We start from the raw sequence: 18,046 nt of genomic DNA on the forward strand, positions 1-18,046 counted from the left end.
ATTCAAACCTCTTTGGGGGTGGATTTCGCAATTCGCTCCTCTAAAGATACCTCAGCATCGCTCTTTCGGATATAGGTAGGTCCACTTCCGATGTCGTCAGGACCTTTTTGTTGAAGCAAATCCATACCTAATTGTATCATGGATTCGCCATAGCTACGATAATGGAGTTGGTCAAGGTAAATTTTTGTTGTTTTACCCCTTTTAGTGACTTCATCACGCAATGCATCTCCGACAACAGTGGAGTCGGGTCCTGTAATTAAGATAGCCTCAAATTCGACAATTTTATCGCAGAGGGAGGCAATTGAAGCATCCATATCGGTAGTAAGACGATTGCCTTGTTGGAAGAGTGCACCATAATACCGATTTTTTTTTGCATCCATTGTGCAGAGCACTGGCATTTCGGCATATCGCAAGGGATAAGCGTATATTTCCATGGTACTGAGGCTGACTAGGGGAATTCCAGCTGCTAAAGAGACTCCCTTTGCAGCTGCCATGCCAACCCGAAGTCCGGTAAATGAACCGGGGCCGTTAGTACAGACAATAAGCGATAGGTCTGCTAATTTGAGAGAAACTTCATTGCAGAGTTCTTTCATTCTCACTACCAGCTCTTCGCTAAAGTGTCGACCGATAGTGCGTGTGCTGGCTATAAACTCTTTATCGGTTTTCAATGCAAGATGGAGGACGTTACTCGAAGTCTCGAGAGCCAACACATTCATAGCATGACCCCTTCAATTCTAATTTCCCGCTTACCAGCCTCTCCTATAGCGATATCGACTCTGATGGTGTGGCTGGGTAGAAGGTCTTCGATTTTCTCACTCCATTCTATTATCGTAATACCATCTGAGTAAAGGAGTTCTTCGCCTCCTATACCATCAAAATCTTCTAAGCCATCGATCCTATAGAGATCCAGATGGTGCATGGCCATGGTTCCCCCATACTCTTGAACGAGTGTGTAGGTAGGGCTAACAACAGCTTCCGTGATACCGAGAGCTTGGGCTATGCCCTTTGCCAGGACGGTCTTTCCTGCCCCGAGAGGGCCTCTCAATGAGATCACGCTACCCGAAATGCAGGCTTTACCTAGACGCACTCCCAATGCTTTGGTTTCTTGTTCACTACTCGTGTAGAATATACGGGAGTTATCCATCAATGATATCATCCTCCCCATCGATACCAGTTCTTTTCGCGTATTCGCTCTTTAGGTGTACAATGGCGGGGTCTTTTGGATCGATAGCTTCAGCCTTCTTCAGTAATTCATAGGCTTGGTTGAACTGCTCATCTCTCATATAGAGAAATGCGAGATTACTTAGAAGTTTGACATTTCCCTCATCGAGTTCCAAGGCGATCTCAAGATAGTTCTTGGACAATTCCTTGTCTCCCAACTCTAACGAGCATATGGAGAGTTCGTTATAAATATCGGCATTTTGCTCACCCAATTCCAAGCAACGGAGGAACGCCTGATTAGCTTCTTCAAAGCTACCCAATCTCCGGTTTGCCCATCCTTTGATGAACCAACCCGACCATACCTTTGGATTGCTGACGATGAACGACTCAATCAAACGCAAAGCTTGTTCTTCATTGTTCATCTGCATCTCGTCAAAGGCTGCGTGGAGTGTCCTCTCACCCTCAATCCTTTCTGAGAGTTCATTGAAGTGGCGGGAGACAAGATCTTTTTTTTCACCTTCAGATGCTATCTTGAGATATTCGTTCAGGTATTCGTAAGCGATCTCATCATTACCAAGAAAGAGGTTCAACAAACCAAATTCAGCCATAAGTAATTCTGAGAGTGGATTCTGGTCCAATCCTCTACGAAGGACATTGACTTGGTTTCCGATCGCCTCGTCATATGCGTCTTGCTTATCGGCATCCATGGCAATGCGCGCCTTCTGTCCATAGAGTACTGAGAGATTTACGAACAATTCAGGAATATTAGGATTCAGGTAGCTTGCAGCAAGAAACAATTCTTCGGCAAATTCGAGATCTCCGTTGTTTGCTTTTGCTATTGCCGCCAGCTGTAATTCTTTCACTACATCGGGCTGCAATGCCGTAAGCATGGATCTATAATAGTCTGAGTGCTCATGGTCGGGTTTGTGGGCAATTACCTTGATAAGCCCAGCTGCGATCATCTCTATACGGATACCCGAGTTGGAGTCGATTCCTTTTCCTTGATCCGGAAGCTGTACTGGGATAGGGACATCCACAAGAAATGTGAACCCCTCTTGTTCTCTCTGGATGGAATCGGGGAGGGTGATGAATACGATATCGTCCATATCTGGTGTATTTGTCATGTATTTGATTTCCTAAAAAAAGAGGACCCGCAGTGCCGTTTAGAGGTTATCTCTTGAACCTAAGGTTCAAGGGGGAAACTTGGTGTCGAGCATTCTGTTCCCTCATCGAGAGGCGAACCTCCCGGGAGCAATACAACCCGGCTATACCGTTTCCCAATGATGTAGTTTGAGCCAAGAGAACTGTCTCTTCACGTACACCGCAGGCCCAATGAATTTCAATTCAATGCTACCACAGGTAGCAAAAAAACGGAACCATCTCTGGTTCCGTTTCGCAGAATAATGGTGCGAGATCCAGCTTATTGAACCAGATCGTCGAGAGAAACCTCTTCAATAGAGGTTCCGCCACCGGCAGTAAAGCTGTCGGCGGCCTCGAGGTCTCCGGCGAGGTTGTCCATGATCTCGATATCATCAAGTCCCTGTATGGTACCAAGATGTTCGAGCGCATTGTTGATGCTCTCTTCGATAAGCTTACTATCGGAGCTGAAGTTGTCTGCGTATTTCTGAAGCTCTTCGTTATGGACGGAGAGTACTTCGACTTCGTCATTCAACTCCTCGATCTTCTTTTCAAGGTTCCGGATTAGAACCGTAGCCTTAACAATTCTCTGCTCTAGCAATTGTACTTTGTCGAGAGTAGTCATCGTGGACACCTCCTGTGTCAATATGCTTATTATAAGACCTTCTTCACCTGTGCAACCAACTGAGAGAAGGCAGCCTTGTCCTCAATAGCCATGTTGGACAATGCTTTTCTATTAATCTCGATGTTTGCGAGTTTGAGACCATGCATGAACTGAGAGTAGTTAATGCCCTCAGCCTGGACTCCTGCGGAAATCCTGGCGATCCAAAGGGAACGGAAATCCCGTTTCTTCCGGCGGCGGTCACGGTAGGCGTATTGCCCTGCTTTAGCGACAGCATCCTTGGCAACACGATAGTTAGTACTACGGCGTCCCCAGTATCCTTTGGCCTGTTCGATGATCTTCTTTCTTCGGTCCTTGTGTTTGGTTCCGTCTACAGCTCTTGGCATTCGTCACTCCTCCCCTAAAAATTGTACGGAAGCAAGACTTTTGCTTTCTTTGCTTCAGCGTCGCTCAAAATACCACTGTGACGAAGATTTCTCTTGCGTTTGGTATTCTTCTTGGTGAGGATGTGTCGGAGACCCTGCTTTTTGTAGCGGACCTTTCCGGACCCAGTTACCGAGTACCGCTTGGCAGCGGCTTTTCTTGTTTTCATTTTTGGCATGAATTACCTCTTTTGCGCCCTCAAGGAACAAGAACCCCTTGGAGCTGCGTATTTGAAATCATCCCAACGGGATGGTTTTGACCACTAGCGTTTGCCTTTGGCAGGACTGATGATAAGACTCATCATCCTCCCCTCCATCATAGCCTGACGATCCAGATTAAATTTTACATCTCTATCGGTGAGTATCTGCAAAATCGTATCGAGAACAACCTTACCCAATTCGGTGTGGGCGAGTTCCCTACCTCTGAAACGGACTGAAATCTTGACTTTGTTACCTTCTTCGAGGAATTCAGCTATCGCCTTTGTCTTGAACTCCATATCATGGCGTTCGATTTTCGGCTGCATCCTGATCTCTTTCAATTTGACGATCGTTTGATGCTTCTTAGCTTCCCTGTTCCGTTTTTCCTGCTCATACCGATATTTGCCATAATCGAGTACCTTGCACACCGGAGGGTTTGCATTTGGAGAAACCTCCACCAGATCCATTCCTGCCTGCTCGGCAAGTTCCATGGCGGCGAAGGTGTTCATTACACCCTGCTGATTCCCTTCGGCATCTATGACGAATACCTCTCTAGAGCGGATCTGTCTGTTGATCCTCAATTCTTTCGTAGCCAATCGTTCTCCCTGTGTCTCAATGAAACCGCATTGATGGATTTGTAAGAATAAACCTACCTGCAAAACTATAACACAAGGCCCCACCACTCGTCAAAGGGGGGACCTCGTATTTCGTCCTATTCGATACTTATGCCTGATTGGCAGAGCCAAGAACGTTAATATTCTTGTGCATATACATCTCTTTGAGTGCCTTTCTGGCAGGACCGAGATACTTACGTGGATCGAATTCGCCAGGATTGTCGTTCATCGTCTTCCTGATGAGAGCTGTCATGGCCAAACGGCCATCACTGTCGATATTGATCTTACAGACAGCGGACTTGGAAGCCTTGCGCAACTGCTCTTCGGGAATTCCAACAGAATCCTTCAGCTTGCCACCATTTTCGTTGATAATTTTTACATATTCCTGAGGGACCGATGATGAGCCATGCAATACAATGGGGAATCCGGGAAGTTCCTTCTCAATCTCCTCAAGGATGTCGAAACGCAATGGGGGAGGAATAAGGACGCCATCCTCATTACGGGTGCACTGCTCGGGTTTGAACTTGTTAGCACCATGACTGGTACCGATGGAGATAGCCAAAGAATCAACACCGGTCTTGCTTACGAAGTCTACTACCTCTTCCGGCTGTGTATAGGTGGAGTGCTCAGCAACGACATCGTCTTCGATCCCGGCAAGGACTCCTAGCTCTCCTTCAACAGTCACACCATGAGCATGGGCATACTCAACGACCTTCTTGGTGAGAGCGACATTTTCGTCGTAAGGGAAGTGGGATCCGTCGATCATCACAGATGAGAATCCGTTGTCGATGCATTCCTTACAGGTTTCGAACGAATCGCCATGGTCAAGGTGGAGTACAATAGGAATTTCATAACCGAGTTCCTTGGCGTATTCACCGGCGCCCTTTGCCATATTCCGCAGGAGATTGAGGTTCGCATAGTCACGAGCCCCTTTCGATACCTGCAGGATAACAGGGGACTTGGTTTCTACACAGGCCTGGATAATTGCCTGCAACTGTTCCATGTTGTTGAAATTGTAAGCTGGGATCGCGTACCCGCCTTTGACGGCCTTCGCGAACATCTCCTTGGTGTTTACCAATCCGAGATCTTTGTATGATGTCATACGGATTATCACTCCTTTCATAAGGTGGTTTTGTATCTCTTTAAATTTACTTCTTTTACTTCCTCTTGGTCAACCGGCGAATCTTACCATAACGTTTGTTGACCAGTCGGTAGCCGATTGATACAGTAGATCCATGCGAAAAAGGTTTCTGCTCCTTATCATCATGAGCTCTATCCTAGTCCTTGCCATAGGAGGCGGTTTTCTCTGGCTCTTTTTTCCATTACGGGAGGAGGTTCTGATAATTTCTGATAACCGTTATATCGAAAACCATATACCGGTAGGAGAGCAGTGGAAACTCCGGTTTTCCCTCGCATCCATAGGAAAGAAGCTGAGCATGGAAACGATAGAGTTTGATACCTTGGGAGATCCTGACAATCTGGATACTTTGATTTCGGATTCCCGTACAGCCAGAACCTCTCTGATCGTCTTTTCTCCACTAATCACTTCTGATATCGTACTCCATCAAGATGTATGGACACAGCGGCTGTCCCAGTTGCATGGAGAGGGAATCTCATCCGTGGGAATCGGAGTCGCGCCGGAGGGTCTGTTTGACCTACTTTTCACGTATGAAAATTCGTCTTCTGGCTGGTCCGAGGCTGCAAAAGCGCTTTCTCTTCTATCCAAGGACAATCCCTTGCCAACTGTTCTTCTCTATACGGCGGGGGAGGTCAATGCGGAAGCTAACGCAAGACTTTTCGAACAACACTATAAAGAGCGAGTATTAGAAGTTCTTCCGGTATCGCTGAGTACCAGAGCTGCAATAGATACTACGGTGGAGAAGCTATCCGATATGGGAGCATTGTATGTGGTTTCTCCCTATGTGGAAGGGTTGGCCCAATACGCTTCAGAGACCAATGATCAAAAAATACGATGGATCGTAGATGCTTCTTATACCCCGGTGATTCAACGGCGTAATCTCGAAGGAGTAGTTGCCGATGATCTAGGTGCCTCATTGGTTGAACTTTTCTCAAGTGGATTTGAGAATAGGTCAGGTGGAGTTTCCATCCGGAGCCCGCTTTTTACTACCTATCGTTCTATGAAAAGAGCCTGGTGAAGTTTTCTTTTACCGTTATAATCAGCTCCTCGAGTGATAGATCTTTGATTTCGGCTGTCTTTTTATAGATTTCCACCATACGTAATGGTGTATTTACCGTACCGCGATAGGGCTCAGGTGAGAGATAGGGACTATCCGTCTCCAGTAACAAACGGTCAGTCGGTATCTTCTTCAGTGTATCTCTCAACTGTTGGTTCTTTTTATAGGTAATAGGCCCCGCGAATGAAATGAGCAATCCCCGATCGAGAGCCTTCTTGGCAAGATCCCATGAACTAGAGAAGCAATGCATGATTCCACTGGTCTTCAGTGGCAGTGTATCGAGCAGATGCATCATATCTGAATCGGCGTTCCTTGTATGGATAATGATTGGGACTCCCATGCGGTCAGCCAATCGGGCTTGGTCTGAGAACAACTGTATCTGTCTTTCAACTGTTCCATAGTTCCAGTGATAGTCCAATCCTATCTCACCTATGGCATCACAGCGCAAATTTTCTATATGGTCAATGAATCGTAATACAATTTTCTCGATCGGTTCAGCTCCCTGGGCTCCCCATGGACCAATGCCAGCAGCCCTCATGATCTGCGGGTAGTGTTCAAGTAGAGCCGTCCTACGAAAGAGGTCATTCTCCTCAACCCCTATATCGATTCCGCCAGCGAAACCGGCCGATTGCATTCCTTCGAGAATCTTTTCGGGATCTATGCCCTTTTTCTGCATTTCTAAAAGGTGGAAATGTGAGTCTATGAGCTGTTCCATGGAAGTATCCTAGCGATTGAAGACAATCGGGACAAGTAGAAAAGCGATTCATATATACCACCTCGACATGAATCGTATTGTGGAGCTCTGGTGACATTGTCACTGACTGATACCACCGGATCTAGTATGCTATGGATAAAAATAGATAGAAACAAATCGGTTTATCCGATATGAGGAGATGATAATGATTACTCATGTAACAGAAGAGAATTTCGAACAGGAGGTACTGAAGGCAGATGTTCCTGTACTTGTCGACTTTTGGGCTGCCTGGTGTGGCCCTTGTAGGATCCAGGGAGAGATTCTTGATGCATTCGATAAAGATCTGAATACTACAGAAGCTAAAATAGTGAAAGTGGACGTGGATACTTCCCCGAATCTCTCGTTCGAGTACCAGATTATGAGTATTCCTACGATGATGGTATTTAAGAATGGAGAGGCTGTGGACAAACAGGTTGGCGTTCGTAATGAATCGATGATGCGCAGTATGCTCGGTATAGCATAATCCGATAAGCAGTTTTCTGTACCACTAAGATACGCTGGGACCACACGAACGTGGTCCCTAATTTTTTTTCTTGCTCAAGTTAGCGCGTAGAGACCTTCCCGGTCGAGTAGCGTGATGCCACCACGGGAGAGCTTCACTAGGTGATCTTCTTGGAAACGACTGAGCATCCTCGTAACTACCTCTCGCGCAGTTCCCAGATCCCTTGCAATGGCATCATGGGTAATCGAGAAAGAGTCGTCACCGGCAATAGCTGCTGTCTCCAGAAGGTGCATAGCCAGCCTCCGGTCGAAACTCATGAATACTACCTGTTCCACTACCCACATAACATCGCTGAAACGCGATGAGACCAATTGGTTGGTGAAATCCTGTACTTGGGTATTGGTTTTTCCGACCTCTTGGTAGGAATCGGTGGTTACCCTAAGCATGGTGGTCTTTCGTTCAGCCTGGATATGGACATCGAAGGTGATATTCCTTATGAGGCATGAGGCGGAGAGTACGCATACATCCCGATCGAACAATCGGTAGAGGGTGATCTCTTTTCCTGATTCGCTGATTATGTAGATCCTGAGCTGGCCTGAAACCACCATGAGCATTCCCGTACATTTATTTCGGTCCTCATGGACTATAGCTCCTTTGTCGTGGGTGAACCGTATGGTTCCATCAAGAATGATCTGTTTTTCGCGATCATCAAGACCATCCCAGAAAGGAAAGTTCTCTTGTAGTGCCTGAAAATCTTGTTGCTCCAGCATCCGCCATCTCCTTCAGATGATCCATAATAATGCAAAAAGGGAGTGGCACTCAAGGCACACTCCCCAACTTGGCATACGAATAGCTCAGTTCTCACGTTTATCACATGCATATGGACAAGTTCCGCAACCACTATGGCAAGAACCTTTTCCCTTCTTGTTGTTTCGGAACATGGTAAACACGATTGCTCCGAGTGAGCCAAAAACGATGATGCCGACAATTATATTGGCCATAAGTTAATCTCCTTTCTATGAGAGGAATAGAAGCGAACCGACCTGATAAACCAACAGTGCCGCTGCGTAGGCAACAGAGGTCTGAAAGAGGATTGCTGCCCAAGTCCACCTCGCACTTTGCATCTCCCTTCTCGTTGCACCAATCGCCGCCGCACAAGGGGCTGCGAATAGGGTGAAAACCATGAAGGCATACGCGCTTACCGGATTGAAGAAGGTTCCGATGGAAGCCAGGAAAGTTGGGTCGCCTTCAGTGACATTTCCCAGTCCTAAGACAATACCGAATGTAGCGACGATAGTCTCCTTTGCCAGCAGACCGGTAATGGTAGCTACTGCAACCTCCCAGGAACCGAATCCAAGTGGGGAGAACAGGGGAGCTATTAATCTTCCGAGCGAGGCAAGGATACTGTCCTGGGTCTCTACCATCTGTAGTGACCAGCTGGTGGATTGCAATATCCAAATCCCGGCAGAAGCTACTGCGATAATGGTTCCAGCCTTCTTGATGAATTGTTTTCCTCGGTCCCACATCTGTATAGCGACACTCTTAAGCCGCGGTATGTGGTAAGAAGGAAGTTCCATGACGAAAGGGGCAGGGTCACCCGAAAAAGCCTTCGTCTTTTTCAAGAGGATTCCCGATACGATCACTCCGAAAATCCCGATTAGGTACATGGAAGATGCAATCCATGCACTATGGGGGAAGAATGCTCCTACAAGGAGTGCGAATACCGGTAGTTTTGCTCCACAGGGAATAAATGGAGTGAGCATGACTGTCATTCTCCGGTCACGCTGGTTCTCTATCGTTCTGCTTGCCATAATAGCTGGAACGGAACACCCGGTACCAATAAGCATGGGAATGAATGACTTTCCGCTGAGGCCAAATTTCCTGAATATCCTATCCATGATGAAGGCAACACGTGACATGTACCCAATATCTTCCATCAAGGAGAGGAAGAAGAAGAGTATCATCATCTGAGGAACAAAGGTGAGCACGGATCCTACCCCAGCTATGATCCCATCTACCACCAAGCCTGTGAGCCAAGTTGAAGTTCCTATTGTCTCCAATAAGAGGGCCACATTAGAACCGATGAGGTCGGCGAATATCCATTCTATCCATCCGATAAACAGATCTCCCACACTCTGGATGGAGACATAGTAGACTCCCCACATGATGGCGAAGAAGATCGGAAGTGCCAGCCAACGGTTGGTGACTATGCGGTCTACTTTGTCGCTTGTTGATAGTGAACCAGTCTTTCGTACCCTTTTATGGCAAGCATCGGTAATGCTAGTGAGGTATTCATACCTATCGTTGGTGACGATGCTCTCAGCGCTATCATCCAACTCGTTTTCCGTAGTTTCTACGATAGAGGCTAGGGTATGCGCTATCTCGCCATCCAATTTCAGACGCTGCATAACCTTCTCATCTCGTTCAAAGAGTTTGACTGCATACCAGCGGATAGTTTCGGGAGGTACTATGCCAGCTAGAATCCGTTCGATTGCGGTTAAAGCTTTCTCAAGTGGTTGGCTGAATACTGCCTTTTTTGCACTACTTTCTGCCTTCTCTATCATGGTCTTGGCGGTCTTGATGAGTTCTTTGAGACCCATTCGGGAAACAGCAGAGGTTTCTACTATGGGGCATCCGAGGAGCTGGGAGAGTTTTTCTGTATCGATCTGATCACCATTTTTGTGGATTACATCCATCATATTCAGTGCGATCAGTACCGGAATTCCCGTCTCGATTAGTTGGGTGGTCAGGTAGAGATTACGTTCTAGGTTCGTCGCATCCACTACATTAATGATCAAATCGGGTTTTCCATCGATCAGGAAATCCCGTGTCACGACCTCTTCTAAGGTATATGGGGAGAGTGAATAGATTCCTGGAAGGTCCACGACCATATGCTTCTTATCACCCTTGATATATCCCTCTTTCTTTTCGACGGTGACTCCTGGCCAGTTTCCCACATATTGTGTGCTGCCGGTGAGTTCGTTGAAGATCGATGTCTTGCCAGAATTGGGGTTTCCTGCCAAGGCAACGGTATGTGCCATATAGGACTCCTTTGTTAGCATAAGCTAACTTAATTCATTAAAAAAAATTATACTTATTGCTGCAGTTCGACTGCAATATTGCTTGCATCCGACTTTCTCAAGGATAGTTCATATCCGCGTACAGTTACCTCGATGGGATCTCCGAGTGGTGCCACCTTCCTTACATGTACAGAACAGCCCTTTGTGATCCCCATATCCATAATTCGGCGCATGGTGGGACCTGCACCTCCTACTTTGCGCACGATTACTGTATTGCCTGGACGTGCTTCTCCTAGTGTCATGGGCGACTCCTTTTCTTTCTTGATGTCTAGATGATACTCAAACTTGAATCCGCTGGGCCATGGATCGGTCCAAAGCGATTCTTGTATTCTTTACTGAGAGGATCAAATTTCCTCCATTTTCGGCAACCACGGTGATGGATTCACCTGTAGTGAACCCCAGACTCCCTAGAAATTTCTTGGTCTCGTCCTTTCCTTGGATGGCTTTTATTGCGACCGACTGTCCGACTTTTATGAATGTCAAAGGCATAGTTGGTATCTCCTCACCGTTGCTGTGTGACAATAGTTAGCAAAAGCTAACTCTACAGTCCCATTACACTATGCAACCCACTTTTTGTCAACTGCTTTTATCCTAAAGCATGGGTCATCTTATCAAGAATTAAATATTCCATGAGATGTCGCTAGGAGGGGATCGAGCGTAGGCGCCAATTTGCTATACACATCCCTGTTCATACGTTCATAGAGGGCAACATGTTTATCCACTGGCTTAAAGGTATCCCGAGGCCTTACCATATGATCTATTGCTTGTTGTCTATCACGATAGATTCCCAGTGCGAGTGCCGTACAGATGGCAGCACCCATACTTGCCGAACCATTCACTACATTCCGTCTGGCAGGCAATCCAAAGACGTCAGCGAATATCTGCATGAACAAATCGCCGTTTGAACCGCCTCCACTTATGATCAAGGCGGTCATGTCTATACCACGTTCATCACACATCGCTTGGGCATGGTTTTTCATAGTGAATGCGATTCCTTCTAACACTGAGCGGAACATATGAGGACCTTTGTGCTTTCCATTGAAGCCGACCATCATTCCCCTTTCATGAGGATGTTTTGGTCTTGCCAACCAGTGCAACACGGTATACAGTCCTTCAGAACCGACGGGCACAGCGGCTCCCAATTCGTTTAAATAGGCTTCTGGTGTGAGGTTTCGGCTTTTTGCTACGGTGATGAGATCCGACCCCATGAGATCTTTGATCCATGTCACAGTGGACATACCCCGTCTGATTCCATTGCTTTCATAGAGGAACTCCCCTGGGACAGCTCCAGGATTACTCCAGTAGTTGTGGGCAGAAGAATCGTACGAATCGCCTACCATCATGGATGTGATATAGGTACCAAGTGAGACCAGTACCGTACCATCTTGGACTAAACCTGATCCCAAACCCTCTACAGCTTTGTCATTCGCTGTGGATACCACTGGTAAGCCTTTCGGAATTCCTGTTGCTTTGCTAGCAGCTTCGGTTATCGTTCCCAGCACCGTTGCGGGATCAACCAACTCAAACAACATGCTCCTATCTATCTTATAGGTGCTAAAACGCTTCTCATCTTCATACCAGTCCAACGTGGTTGGATCTATCGGCCATGGTCCCACATAATTCGCACGGGTATCTTTTGCCTCTCCGGTGAGACGAAAGGTGAGGTAGCCGGTTGCTGTGGTGACATAATGTACAGCATCGTCTTCATGTTCATAGGCAGCTGATAGTCGGATGTCCATCCAATTCTGCACAGGAGAGGCCAAACTGCCATCTTCGGTCAACAGAGCTCTACAGCACCGTATCGAACCCAATCCTACTCCAACGATATCGTGGAGGTCACCTTCAAATCTATCCAAAAGTGTCGTACAAGCGCGCTGAAGACTTACCCAAAGATCATCATCGGGATGCTCTGCACGACCGGTGCCATACAGGTGTAATTCTTGTAGTGGCACAGTCTCTGAGGTTATCTCATTTCCAATAAGATCGAAGATCGCAACCTTTGTGCTTTGTGTTCCTCCATCTATGGCAAGTATATATTTATTCATAATCACCTTCTTGTCTGATAGGGTAGTAGTGGTTTGCCCTAACGCATCAGATACCCTCCATCCACCGTGAGAACCGTTCCATTTACATAGTTCGATGCATCACTTGAGAGGTAGATACATGCACCCATAAGATCGCTTGTCATACCCCACCGGTTCGCAGGGATGTGGGAAAGTATCTCAGCATTGCGTTTTTCATCATTACGCGTTTTCTCAGTCAATTTTGTCGCAAAATATCCAGGAGCTATCGCATTGACTTGTATGTTGAACTCGGCTAGTTCATCGCACATGGTTTTTGTAAGACCAACGATCCCATGTTTTGTGGCAGCGTATGCTGGTGACCACTTTCCACCGAGGAATGAGTAAATGGATGCGATATTGATAATCTTACCACTTTTCTGTCTGGTCATATACTTGCAGGCCTCATGGGTCATCTCGAATACAGCGGTCAGGTTGACAGCGGCCATCTTGTCCCAATCCTTTCTTTCGAACTGGGTGACATCTTCTACATTGATACAGATTCCCGCAGAGTTAATCAGAATATCGATACTGCCCCAACTCTCCACGCACTCTTTTACTACGCGTGCGCATACACCATCGGCTGTTATGTCCCCATGAACATAGCGGTAATCGACTCCACACGATTCAACCCATTGTTTTGTCTCACCGTAGTCATCCGCAATACTCACGGTCATGACATTCGCGCCACCTTTTGCGAGGGCAACGGAGAAAGCCTGGCCAAGACCACTGTTTCCGCCAGTGACGATTGCGTTCTTTCCTTTCAGCGAAAAAAGGTCCATCGAAAAATCGGTGACATGCATCATGTTTCCCCTTCTTGTGTATGTTGGTTATTGTGGATCTTTAAAAGCAGTTTTTCAATGAAATCCTTTGCATCTCCTTCAACAACGATATCGGAGAGGCTACAGATGGGAGCTTTTGCGGATGTGTTTACTGAAATAATGGTCTCAATGTCTCGTAGTCCCTCAACATGCTGTATTGCTCCATTGATTCCGAGTGCAATATAGAGTCTAGGGCTTACGATTTTTCCCGATTGGCCAACCTGGATATTTCTCGGGGCAATTCCTTGGTCTACAAGTTTTCTGCTTGCCGAAACCGTCCCTCCCAAAGTCTCTGCCAATTGCTGCAGAAGAGCGAAATCCCGTTTTACCCCACCGCCACCTGAAACAAGTATCTCGCTTTTTCTGATGTCGTATGTTTTGGGTTTTTCTTCCCGCTCCAACAAGCACAAAGTCGAGGTGTTTCGTATAGGTTCTCCATAGCGCCGGATCTTTGATTGCAACTCTTTCTTTCCTGTGTATGAAAAGGCATCCGGATGTACACTCATCATGATCGGACCATTTCCCACTGAGGTGATTCCTGCCAATATATTTCCACTATAGGCAGTTCGTATCATAAGAAGTCTGTCCCCCATATGGGCAATATCGTTCACATCGGCAACAAGACCCGTGTGTAGTCTTCTTGCCATACGAGGAGCGAGCATCCTACCTAAATGGGTTGCTGGAATGAGGATGCTATCATAATTATTCTGATTATGGAGCTTCTCCACCACTTCACTCATTCCGGGTAGATTCAAGGCTCCTTGTGGTACTTTCGGTGCAGTGATTATCTGGTGGAAATACCCATCTACCAGACCAACCTCATCCTGGAACGATAACAAAGTCACTTGGTAGGTTCCTTGTGCATACATAGTCTGTATGAGAGCGAGGAGCTTGATACTGTTTTCGAGGTTTTCGGTGTCCTGTACTACGAGGACGTGCTTCAGATCAGACATATCCACGTTTCCTTAGGAAGGAATACACGTAATCCATACCATCTTCATCCGTATGGATGACCTTCCGGGTGCGTTTTTGATGTTCTGTAGTGAATGTCTTGACCACTTGGGTGAGCGATCCATCCAATCCAATCTCGGATGGAGAGCACTGTAGCTTCCGGTTGGATAGGAGTGTCAGTTTGTCAGAGACGTCCCTGTTGAAATCTTCATAGGCGATATAGGGAAGTTTGTATCCGCTCGATTGTGTAAGACTGAGAATACCTGGCATGGCCATCTCATAGGTTGTGATATCGAATTCATCTTCGACCTGAAATACTGCTCTCTGACGATTGAATCTCTGTAGGTCTATCTTTGTGATATCTTGCATATGGTCCAAGCCGAGTGCTTCGGCCAATTGTGCAGGAACATGAGATGTGGCCCCATCGAGTGATCGGGTGCCTGTAAGTATGCAATCATATGAGCGGTTATCAAGAAATTTCTTCAAGATGGTAGTGGTCGCATAGGTATCACTACCAGCGAATACAGGATCGGTGATCATGGTCCCCGCATCGATCTTAAGTCTCAATAGATCCATCATATGGGGTTGCACGGAGCGCGGAGCCATGGTCACAATCTCAATATGGGTTGAAGGCTGTCTCTGCTTGACCTCCAAGGCAAATGCGATTGCAGCGGCATCATCTGGATTTGCTATCATCCTGATATGATCACGTTGAAGCTTCTCTTGTTCATAGTCATAGGAGAATCCATCCATATCGGGGACGAATTTTACCAGACAGATTAGCCGAAGTGGTGTTGGATTCTCCTCTCTCATCACATTTCTCCTCGTAACTATGATCCTACAACTGGTACTTGTGCCCTTCTTCCTGGTAATAGATGGTACCGTAGTTCATGATTCCATTGGGATCGAAAGCGGTTTTTAATTTTTCCAACATATAGTAAGCCGATCCATGTTCATCCTTGGTCCATTCATTGCGGAATTTTCCGATCCCATGATGGTGGCACATTGATCCACCAAGTTTCAAAGTCTCTTCAACAATGATCTTTTGCAGAGGGTGGTGGTAAACTCGCATTTCATCCTGTGGCGCACAGTGGATATCGTAGTTGTAGACGAAATACATGTTCGTTCCATTGATATAGCTGTGTGAGGAGTGACCTCCCAGCATGGTCAGATCATGTGCCCGAGGATACTCTTCCCTTATCCTTTTGATCACATTGTGGTAGATGATAGGTATGGTTTTCCAATCTGCGGAGATCTCTGTGGTGAAGCCGGAATGGGAATCATGTTCTTTCATACCTTCGAATTCGTCATCGATATCCTGCTGGGACCAATTCAGGTTGTTGAACCACTCTTCGATTAATGAGCTATCAACCTGTTCAATGATTCCCTCTTTGTGCGCTTCAACAGCCTCTTCAATAGCTGTACATGTGGCATCAACAATTCCCTTTGGTCCTTCTGCCATGAATAGGAGAACACAGAGTCCACGATGGAAGTGATAGAAGTGTTGGGCGGCATCCTCTTCGGAATAGGTTCTTGCAACCGATGGGTGGAATCCGTTTGCTACTACATCCCTCAGTACCTTTATTCCTGTATCCACATCCTTGATCAGATATCCGTAGAACCGGTTGTTGTCGGGGTAGAAGGTGAAGATCTTAACCGTTACTTCGGTGATATAGCAGAGAGTTCCCTCGTTTCCTATTGCTATATGACGGATATCGGGGCCTCCGGAACGTCTGGGGACATTCTTTATGCGGCAAACTTGACCATCGGGGAATACACATTCGAGACCCACTACCATATCTTCGATGGCTCCATAGTAGGTCGAAAACTGTCCAATACTTCGTGTAGCGACCAGTCCACCATATTTTGCTACTGGTTTCGATTGGGGAGAGTGGCCGGTTGTGAATCCGAGCTTTCTCAATTCGTCTTCAAGCATCTGAAGCGGGACACCCGCTTGTACGGTTGCCTGCATGTTGTAAGTATCTATGTCGATTATTCGATCTAAGTGCAAAGCATCGATAACGATAGTCTCTTCTTTCCAGTTTTCCAAGCCTCCCTCCGTGGCGGTCTTTCCGGCACGTGGGATGACATTGATTCTATGTTCATTACACATAGCCAACAATGTGCTGATTTCTTCGGCATTGTTTGGATAGACGATTGCTATCGGCATGGGAACATCGAGTACGTTCCGCGCCTTGGCGTATTTCTTATATCGATCGGCCGATGCATCGTAAAGGTCCTCTTTATTGGTGTTTATCTGCTTTGCATCTAAAATCTCTTCCAAAAGGGCGATGATTTCTTGTTTTTTCAAAACTTCCTCCCAGTCTTTCAGCCCGGTAACTCTACGTTCAGCTAGCGAGCAAACTTAGTCCAATGTTAGGATTTGAACGTGGTGTTGTCAACCAATTGTGGAAAATTTTCTTAAAAGATTGTAAATATCTATAATAAATGGAAAATTTTCCATAAAAGTATTGCTATCATACATAGTAATTGGTATGGTTGTCTTATTGATACAAGCCGGAACTATAGGATGCTCAATCCGGTTTTTGGAGGACACAAACGTGATTGCTGTTGATCTGAGTTCTTTGAATCCTCTGGAAAGAAGGATACATGAAACATTGCTAGCCAATAGGGATTCGTTCGCATCTCTACGGATAGCCCAAGCTGCCCAACTCTGTGACTGCTCGATTTCGAAGATCTCCAAATTCGTGAAGAAGTTAGGGTTTCAGAATTATAAACAGTATCTTGCATTTCTCTATGGCAAGCCTTTGGAAGAAAAGGGACAATCCAATGAGCTACAAAGAATCGGGACATTCCTTTCAACGTTTGATCATGCTCTTGTGGATGATCTGTTCTCATTGATTGAAAATCACGACAAGATTGTTTTGTTTGGTTATGGACCTTCATTTCTCTGTGCCCAATATTTTGAATACCGCTTGCGTAACTGTTCCGACAAGGTCTCCATGGCAATTTCTGATGAGGTGGCTATCGATAGGATGGTGGATGAATCTACTCTCTTGATCATCATAACAGAGACAGGTCGTTTTCACTCATTTGAGCAGGTCTACAAGCGTGCTAAAGATCGCGGTTGTGAGGTCGTCATGATTGTAGAAGAATACAATACCGAACTTTTTGACCAATGTGATCATATTTTCTGGCTCTCAAGCTCTCCACAACCTGAACATCTGAAGGCATATGAAAAGTCGAGGACGCTTTTCTTCATTTTTCTTGAGGAAATCATCCAGCGGCTGCTAGCCCAGGAAAGTTAACGAGTTCGATACATAGGGGCCAGCCAGAGCGAATGCAGAAAATGAAAGCTTGCTTACGTACCTTTTATACCTTTCATTCTTGAATAATTTTCCTTCTTGCTATAGGCTATATCGAGCACTCCTATGGATCAAGAACATAGGGAATTTCCATCGCCGAAATGGTGGAATTGGTAGACACAAGGGACTTAAAATCCCTTGTCCGTTAGGACGTGCGGGTTCAAGTCCCGCTTTCGGCAAATAAAAGGGCTCAGTGCAAAAATCTGGGGGAACGAGGCTTGTAGTAGGGTCTCCTGGAAGCAGCCATGAGCTTGAGGAAGAAG

Annotated in this window: 22 protein-coding genes, 1 tRNA gene and 1 other RNA gene; 4 read left to right on the top strand and 20 right to left on the bottom strand. The window is 46.2% G+C overall.

Annotated elements, in window-relative coordinates; translation table 11 throughout:
- Positions 1–2: 2 nt before the first annotated feature.
- The 9 genes from tsaB to ACODJP_RS12935 form a co-directional block, all read right to left on the bottom strand.
- A complete protein-coding gene (gene tsaB, locus ACODJP_RS12895; protein ID WP_422482163.1) occupies positions 3–716 on the bottom strand; it encodes a tRNA (adenosine(37)-N6)-threonylcarbamoyltransferase complex dimerization subunit type 1 TsaB in 714 nt (237 codons plus the stop codon).
- Positions 713–1,144 carry a tRNA (adenosine(37)-N6)-threonylcarbamoyltransferase complex ATPase subunit type 1 TsaE gene (gene tsaE / locus ACODJP_RS12900; RefSeq protein ID WP_422482165.1) on the bottom strand — a complete coding sequence of 144 codons (432 nt, stop codon included), beginning with the start codon at positions 1,142–1,144 and terminating at the stop codon, positions 713–715. The genes tsaB and tsaE overlap by 4 nt, the downstream gene beginning before the upstream one ends.
- A complete protein-coding gene (locus tag ACODJP_RS12905; RefSeq protein WP_422482167.1) occupies positions 1,137–2,285 on the bottom strand; it encodes a tetratricopeptide repeat protein in 1,149 nt (382 codons plus the stop codon). Before ACODJP_RS12905 ends, tsaE begins: the two co-directional genes overlap by 8 nt.
- 20 nt (positions 2,286–2,305) lie before the next feature.
- Positions 2,306–2,494: non-coding RNA, 6S RNA (gene ssrS, locus ACODJP_RS12910), on the bottom strand.
- Between the two features lie 87 nt (positions 2,495–2,581).
- Positions 2,582–2,923, bottom strand: a complete 342-nt coding sequence (locus tag ACODJP_RS12915) for a hypothetical protein (RefSeq protein WP_422482169.1) — start codon at positions 2,921–2,923, stop codon at positions 2,582–2,584.
- A gap of 29 nt (positions 2,924–2,952) precedes the next feature.
- The gene (gene rplT, locus ACODJP_RS12920; RefSeq protein ID WP_422482171.1) at positions 2,953–3,306 is read right to left on the bottom strand and encodes a 50S ribosomal protein L20; all 354 of its coding nucleotides are present in this window, start codon (positions 3,304–3,306) and stop codon (positions 2,953–2,955) included.
- A 14-nt stretch (positions 3,307–3,320) separates the two neighbouring features.
- Complete coding sequence (gene rpmI, locus ACODJP_RS12925; RefSeq protein ID WP_422482173.1) at positions 3,321–3,521, bottom strand: 50S ribosomal protein L35; 201 nt, start codon at positions 3,519–3,521, stop codon at positions 3,321–3,323.
- An 84-nt stretch (positions 3,522–3,605) separates the two neighbouring features.
- Positions 3,606–4,136, bottom strand: a complete 531-nt coding sequence (infC, locus tag ACODJP_RS12930; protein WP_422482175.1) for a translation initiation factor IF-3 — start codon at positions 4,134–4,136, stop codon at positions 3,606–3,608.
- Between the two features lie 127 nt (positions 4,137–4,263).
- Positions 4,264–5,256, bottom strand: a complete 993-nt coding sequence (locus ACODJP_RS12935) for a class II fructose-bisphosphate aldolase (protein ID WP_422482177.1) — start codon at positions 5,254–5,256, stop codon at positions 4,264–4,266.
- A gap of 133 nt (positions 5,257–5,389) precedes the next feature.
- On the opposite strand from ACODJP_RS12935, the gene ACODJP_RS12940 reads away from it, so the two are divergent.
- A complete protein-coding gene (locus tag ACODJP_RS12940; RefSeq protein WP_422482179.1) occupies positions 5,390–6,310 on the top strand; it encodes a hypothetical protein in 921 nt (306 codons plus the stop codon).
- Here ACODJP_RS12940 and ACODJP_RS12945 read toward each other — a convergent pair.
- Positions 6,291–7,064 carry a TatD family hydrolase gene (locus tag ACODJP_RS12945; protein ID WP_422482181.1) on the bottom strand — a complete coding sequence of 258 codons (774 nt, stop codon included), beginning with the start codon at positions 7,062–7,064 and terminating at the stop codon, positions 6,291–6,293. The two genes, ACODJP_RS12940 and ACODJP_RS12945, sit on opposite strands and share 20 nt — an antisense overlap.
- A 184-nt stretch (positions 7,065–7,248) precedes the next feature.
- On the opposite strand from ACODJP_RS12945, the gene trxA reads away from it, so the two are divergent.
- Positions 7,249–7,566, top strand: coding sequence for a thioredoxin (trxA, locus tag ACODJP_RS12950; RefSeq protein ID WP_422482183.1), 318 nt, complete (start codon positions 7,249–7,251; stop codon positions 7,564–7,566).
- Between the two features lie 74 nt (positions 7,567–7,640).
- Here trxA and ACODJP_RS12955 read toward each other — a convergent pair whose 3' ends face one another.
- From ACODJP_RS12955 to ACODJP_RS13000, 10 genes are all read right to left on the bottom strand, one after another.
- Positions 7,641–8,315 carry a Crp/Fnr family transcriptional regulator gene (locus ACODJP_RS12955; protein ID WP_422482185.1) on the bottom strand — a complete coding sequence of 225 codons (675 nt, stop codon included), beginning with the start codon at positions 8,313–8,315 and terminating at the stop codon, positions 7,641–7,643.
- An 84-nt stretch (positions 8,316–8,399) separates the two neighbouring features.
- Entirely contained in the window at positions 8,400–8,546 is a 147-nt protein-coding gene (locus ACODJP_RS12960; protein WP_422482187.1) for a FeoB-associated Cys-rich membrane protein, read from the bottom strand.
- A gap of 15 nt (positions 8,547–8,561) precedes the next feature.
- On the bottom strand, positions 8,562–10,586 hold the full coding sequence (gene feoB, locus ACODJP_RS12965; protein WP_422482189.1) for a ferrous iron transport protein B: 2,025 nt from the start codon (positions 10,584–10,586) through the stop codon (positions 8,562–8,564).
- A 53-nt stretch (positions 10,587–10,639) separates the two neighbouring features.
- Entirely contained in the window at positions 10,640–10,867 is a 228-nt protein-coding gene (locus tag ACODJP_RS12970; RefSeq protein ID WP_422482191.1) for a FeoA family protein, read from the bottom strand.
- 37 nt (positions 10,868–10,904) lie between these two features.
- Positions 10,905–11,114: a FeoA family protein gene (locus tag ACODJP_RS12975; protein WP_422482193.1), complete on the bottom strand. Its 210-nt coding sequence runs from the start codon at positions 11,112–11,114 to the stop codon at positions 10,905–10,907.
- Positions 11,115–11,236: 122 nt separating this feature from the next.
- The gene (locus tag ACODJP_RS12980; RefSeq protein ID WP_422482194.1) at positions 11,237–12,670 is read right to left on the bottom strand and encodes an FGGY-family carbohydrate kinase; all 1,434 of its coding nucleotides are present in this window, start codon (positions 12,668–12,670) and stop codon (positions 11,237–11,239) included.
- A 38-nt stretch (positions 12,671–12,708) separates the two neighbouring features.
- The gene (locus ACODJP_RS12985) at positions 12,709–13,491 is read right to left on the bottom strand and encodes an SDR family oxidoreductase (protein ID WP_422482196.1); all 783 of its coding nucleotides are present in this window, start codon (positions 13,489–13,491) and stop codon (positions 12,709–12,711) included.
- On the bottom strand, positions 13,488–14,459 hold the full coding sequence (locus ACODJP_RS12990) for an electron transfer flavoprotein subunit alpha/FixB family protein (RefSeq protein WP_422482198.1): 972 nt from the start codon (positions 14,457–14,459) through the stop codon (positions 13,488–13,490). The genes ACODJP_RS12985 and ACODJP_RS12990 overlap by 4 nt, the downstream gene beginning before the upstream one ends.
- Entirely contained in the window at positions 14,452–15,270 is an 819-nt protein-coding gene (locus ACODJP_RS12995) for an electron transfer flavoprotein subunit beta/FixA family protein (RefSeq protein WP_422482200.1), read from the bottom strand. Before ACODJP_RS12995 ends, ACODJP_RS12990 begins: the two co-directional genes overlap by 8 nt.
- Before the next feature lie 25 nt (positions 15,271–15,295).
- The gene (locus ACODJP_RS13000; RefSeq protein ID WP_422482202.1) at positions 15,296–16,768 is read right to left on the bottom strand and encodes an FAD-binding oxidoreductase; all 1,473 of its coding nucleotides are present in this window, start codon (positions 16,766–16,768) and stop codon (positions 15,296–15,298) included.
- Positions 16,769–17,018: 250 nt separating this feature from the next.
- Here ACODJP_RS13000 and ACODJP_RS13005 point away from each other — a divergent pair, with 250 nt between their 5' ends.
- Positions 17,019–17,726, top strand: a complete 708-nt coding sequence (locus tag ACODJP_RS13005) for a MurR/RpiR family transcriptional regulator (protein WP_422482204.1) — start codon at positions 17,019–17,021, stop codon at positions 17,724–17,726.
- A gap of 152 nt (positions 17,727–17,878) precedes the next feature.
- Positions 17,879–17,962: transfer RNA gene (locus tag ACODJP_RS13010), tRNA-Leu, on the top strand.
- Positions 17,963–18,046: the final 84 nt, after the last annotated feature.

Origin of the sequence: Pleomorphochaeta sp. DL1XJH-081 (genome assembly GCF_049310885.1) — a bacterium.
In the GTDB taxonomy this organism is placed as follows: Bacteria; Spirochaetota; Spirochaetia; order Sphaerochaetales; family Sphaerochaetaceae; genus CAYZJV01.

Excerpts from the sequence above, each read along its gene's own strand:
- rpmI (WP_422482173.1), bottom strand. The coding sequence starts at position 3,521 with ATGCCAAAAATGAAAACAAGAAAAGCCGCTGCCAAGCGGTACTCGGTA.
- trxA (WP_422482183.1), top strand. The coding sequence starts at position 7,249 with ATGATTACTCATGTAACAGAAGAGAATTTCGAACAGGAGGTACTGAAG.
- ACODJP_RS12935 (WP_422482177.1), bottom strand. The coding sequence starts at position 5,256 with ATGACATCATACAAAGATCTCGGATTGGTAAACACCAAGGAGATGTTC.
- ACODJP_RS12985 (WP_422482196.1), bottom strand. The coding sequence starts at position 13,491 with ATGATGCATGTCACCGATTTTTCGATGGACCTTTTTTCGCTGAAAGGA.
- ACODJP_RS12975 (WP_422482193.1), bottom strand. The coding sequence starts at position 11,114 with ATGCCTTTGACATTCATAAAAGTCGGACAGTCGGTCGCAATAAAAGCC.
- tsaB (WP_422482163.1), bottom strand. The coding sequence starts at position 716 with ATGAATGTGTTGGCTCTCGAGACTTCGAGTAACGTCCTCCATCTTGCA.
- ACODJP_RS12960 (WP_422482187.1), bottom strand. The coding sequence starts at position 8,546 with ATGGCCAATATAATTGTCGGCATCATCGTTTTTGGCTCACTCGGAGCA.
- ACODJP_RS12980 (WP_422482194.1), bottom strand. The coding sequence starts at position 12,670 with ATGAATAAATATATACTTGCCATAGATGGAGGAACACAAAGCACAAAG.
- ACODJP_RS12945 (WP_422482181.1), bottom strand. The coding sequence starts at position 7,064 with ATGGAACAGCTCATAGACTCACATTTCCACCTTTTAGAAATGCAGAAA.
- rplT (WP_422482171.1), bottom strand. The coding sequence starts at position 3,306 with ATGCCAAGAGCTGTAGACGGAACCAAACACAAGGACCGAAGAAAGAAG.
- ACODJP_RS12995 (WP_422482200.1), bottom strand. The coding sequence starts at position 15,270 with ATGAGAGAGGAGAATCCAACACCACTTCGGCTAATCTGTCTGGTAAAA.
- tsaE (WP_422482165.1), bottom strand. The coding sequence starts at position 1,144 with ATGGATAACTCCCGTATATTCTACACGAGTAGTGAACAAGAAACCAAA.
- ACODJP_RS12955 (WP_422482185.1), bottom strand. The coding sequence starts at position 8,315 with ATGCTGGAGCAACAAGATTTTCAGGCACTACAAGAGAACTTTCCTTTC.
- ACODJP_RS12915 (WP_422482169.1), bottom strand. The coding sequence starts at position 2,923 with ATGACTACTCTCGACAAAGTACAATTGCTAGAGCAGAGAATTGTTAAG.
- ACODJP_RS12940 (WP_422482179.1), top strand. The coding sequence starts at position 5,390 with ATGCGAAAAAGGTTTCTGCTCCTTATCATCATGAGCTCTATCCTAGTC.
- ACODJP_RS12990 (WP_422482198.1), bottom strand. The coding sequence starts at position 14,459 with ATGTCTGATCTGAAGCACGTCCTCGTAGTACAGGACACCGAAAACCTC.
- feoB (WP_422482189.1), bottom strand. The coding sequence starts at position 10,586 with ATGGCACATACCGTTGCCTTGGCAGGAAACCCCAATTCTGGCAAGACA.
- ACODJP_RS12970 (WP_422482191.1), bottom strand. The coding sequence starts at position 10,867 with ATGACACTAGGAGAAGCACGTCCAGGCAATACAGTAATCGTGCGCAAA.
- ACODJP_RS12905 (WP_422482167.1), bottom strand. The coding sequence starts at position 2,285 with ATGACAAATACACCAGATATGGACGATATCGTATTCATCACCCTCCCC.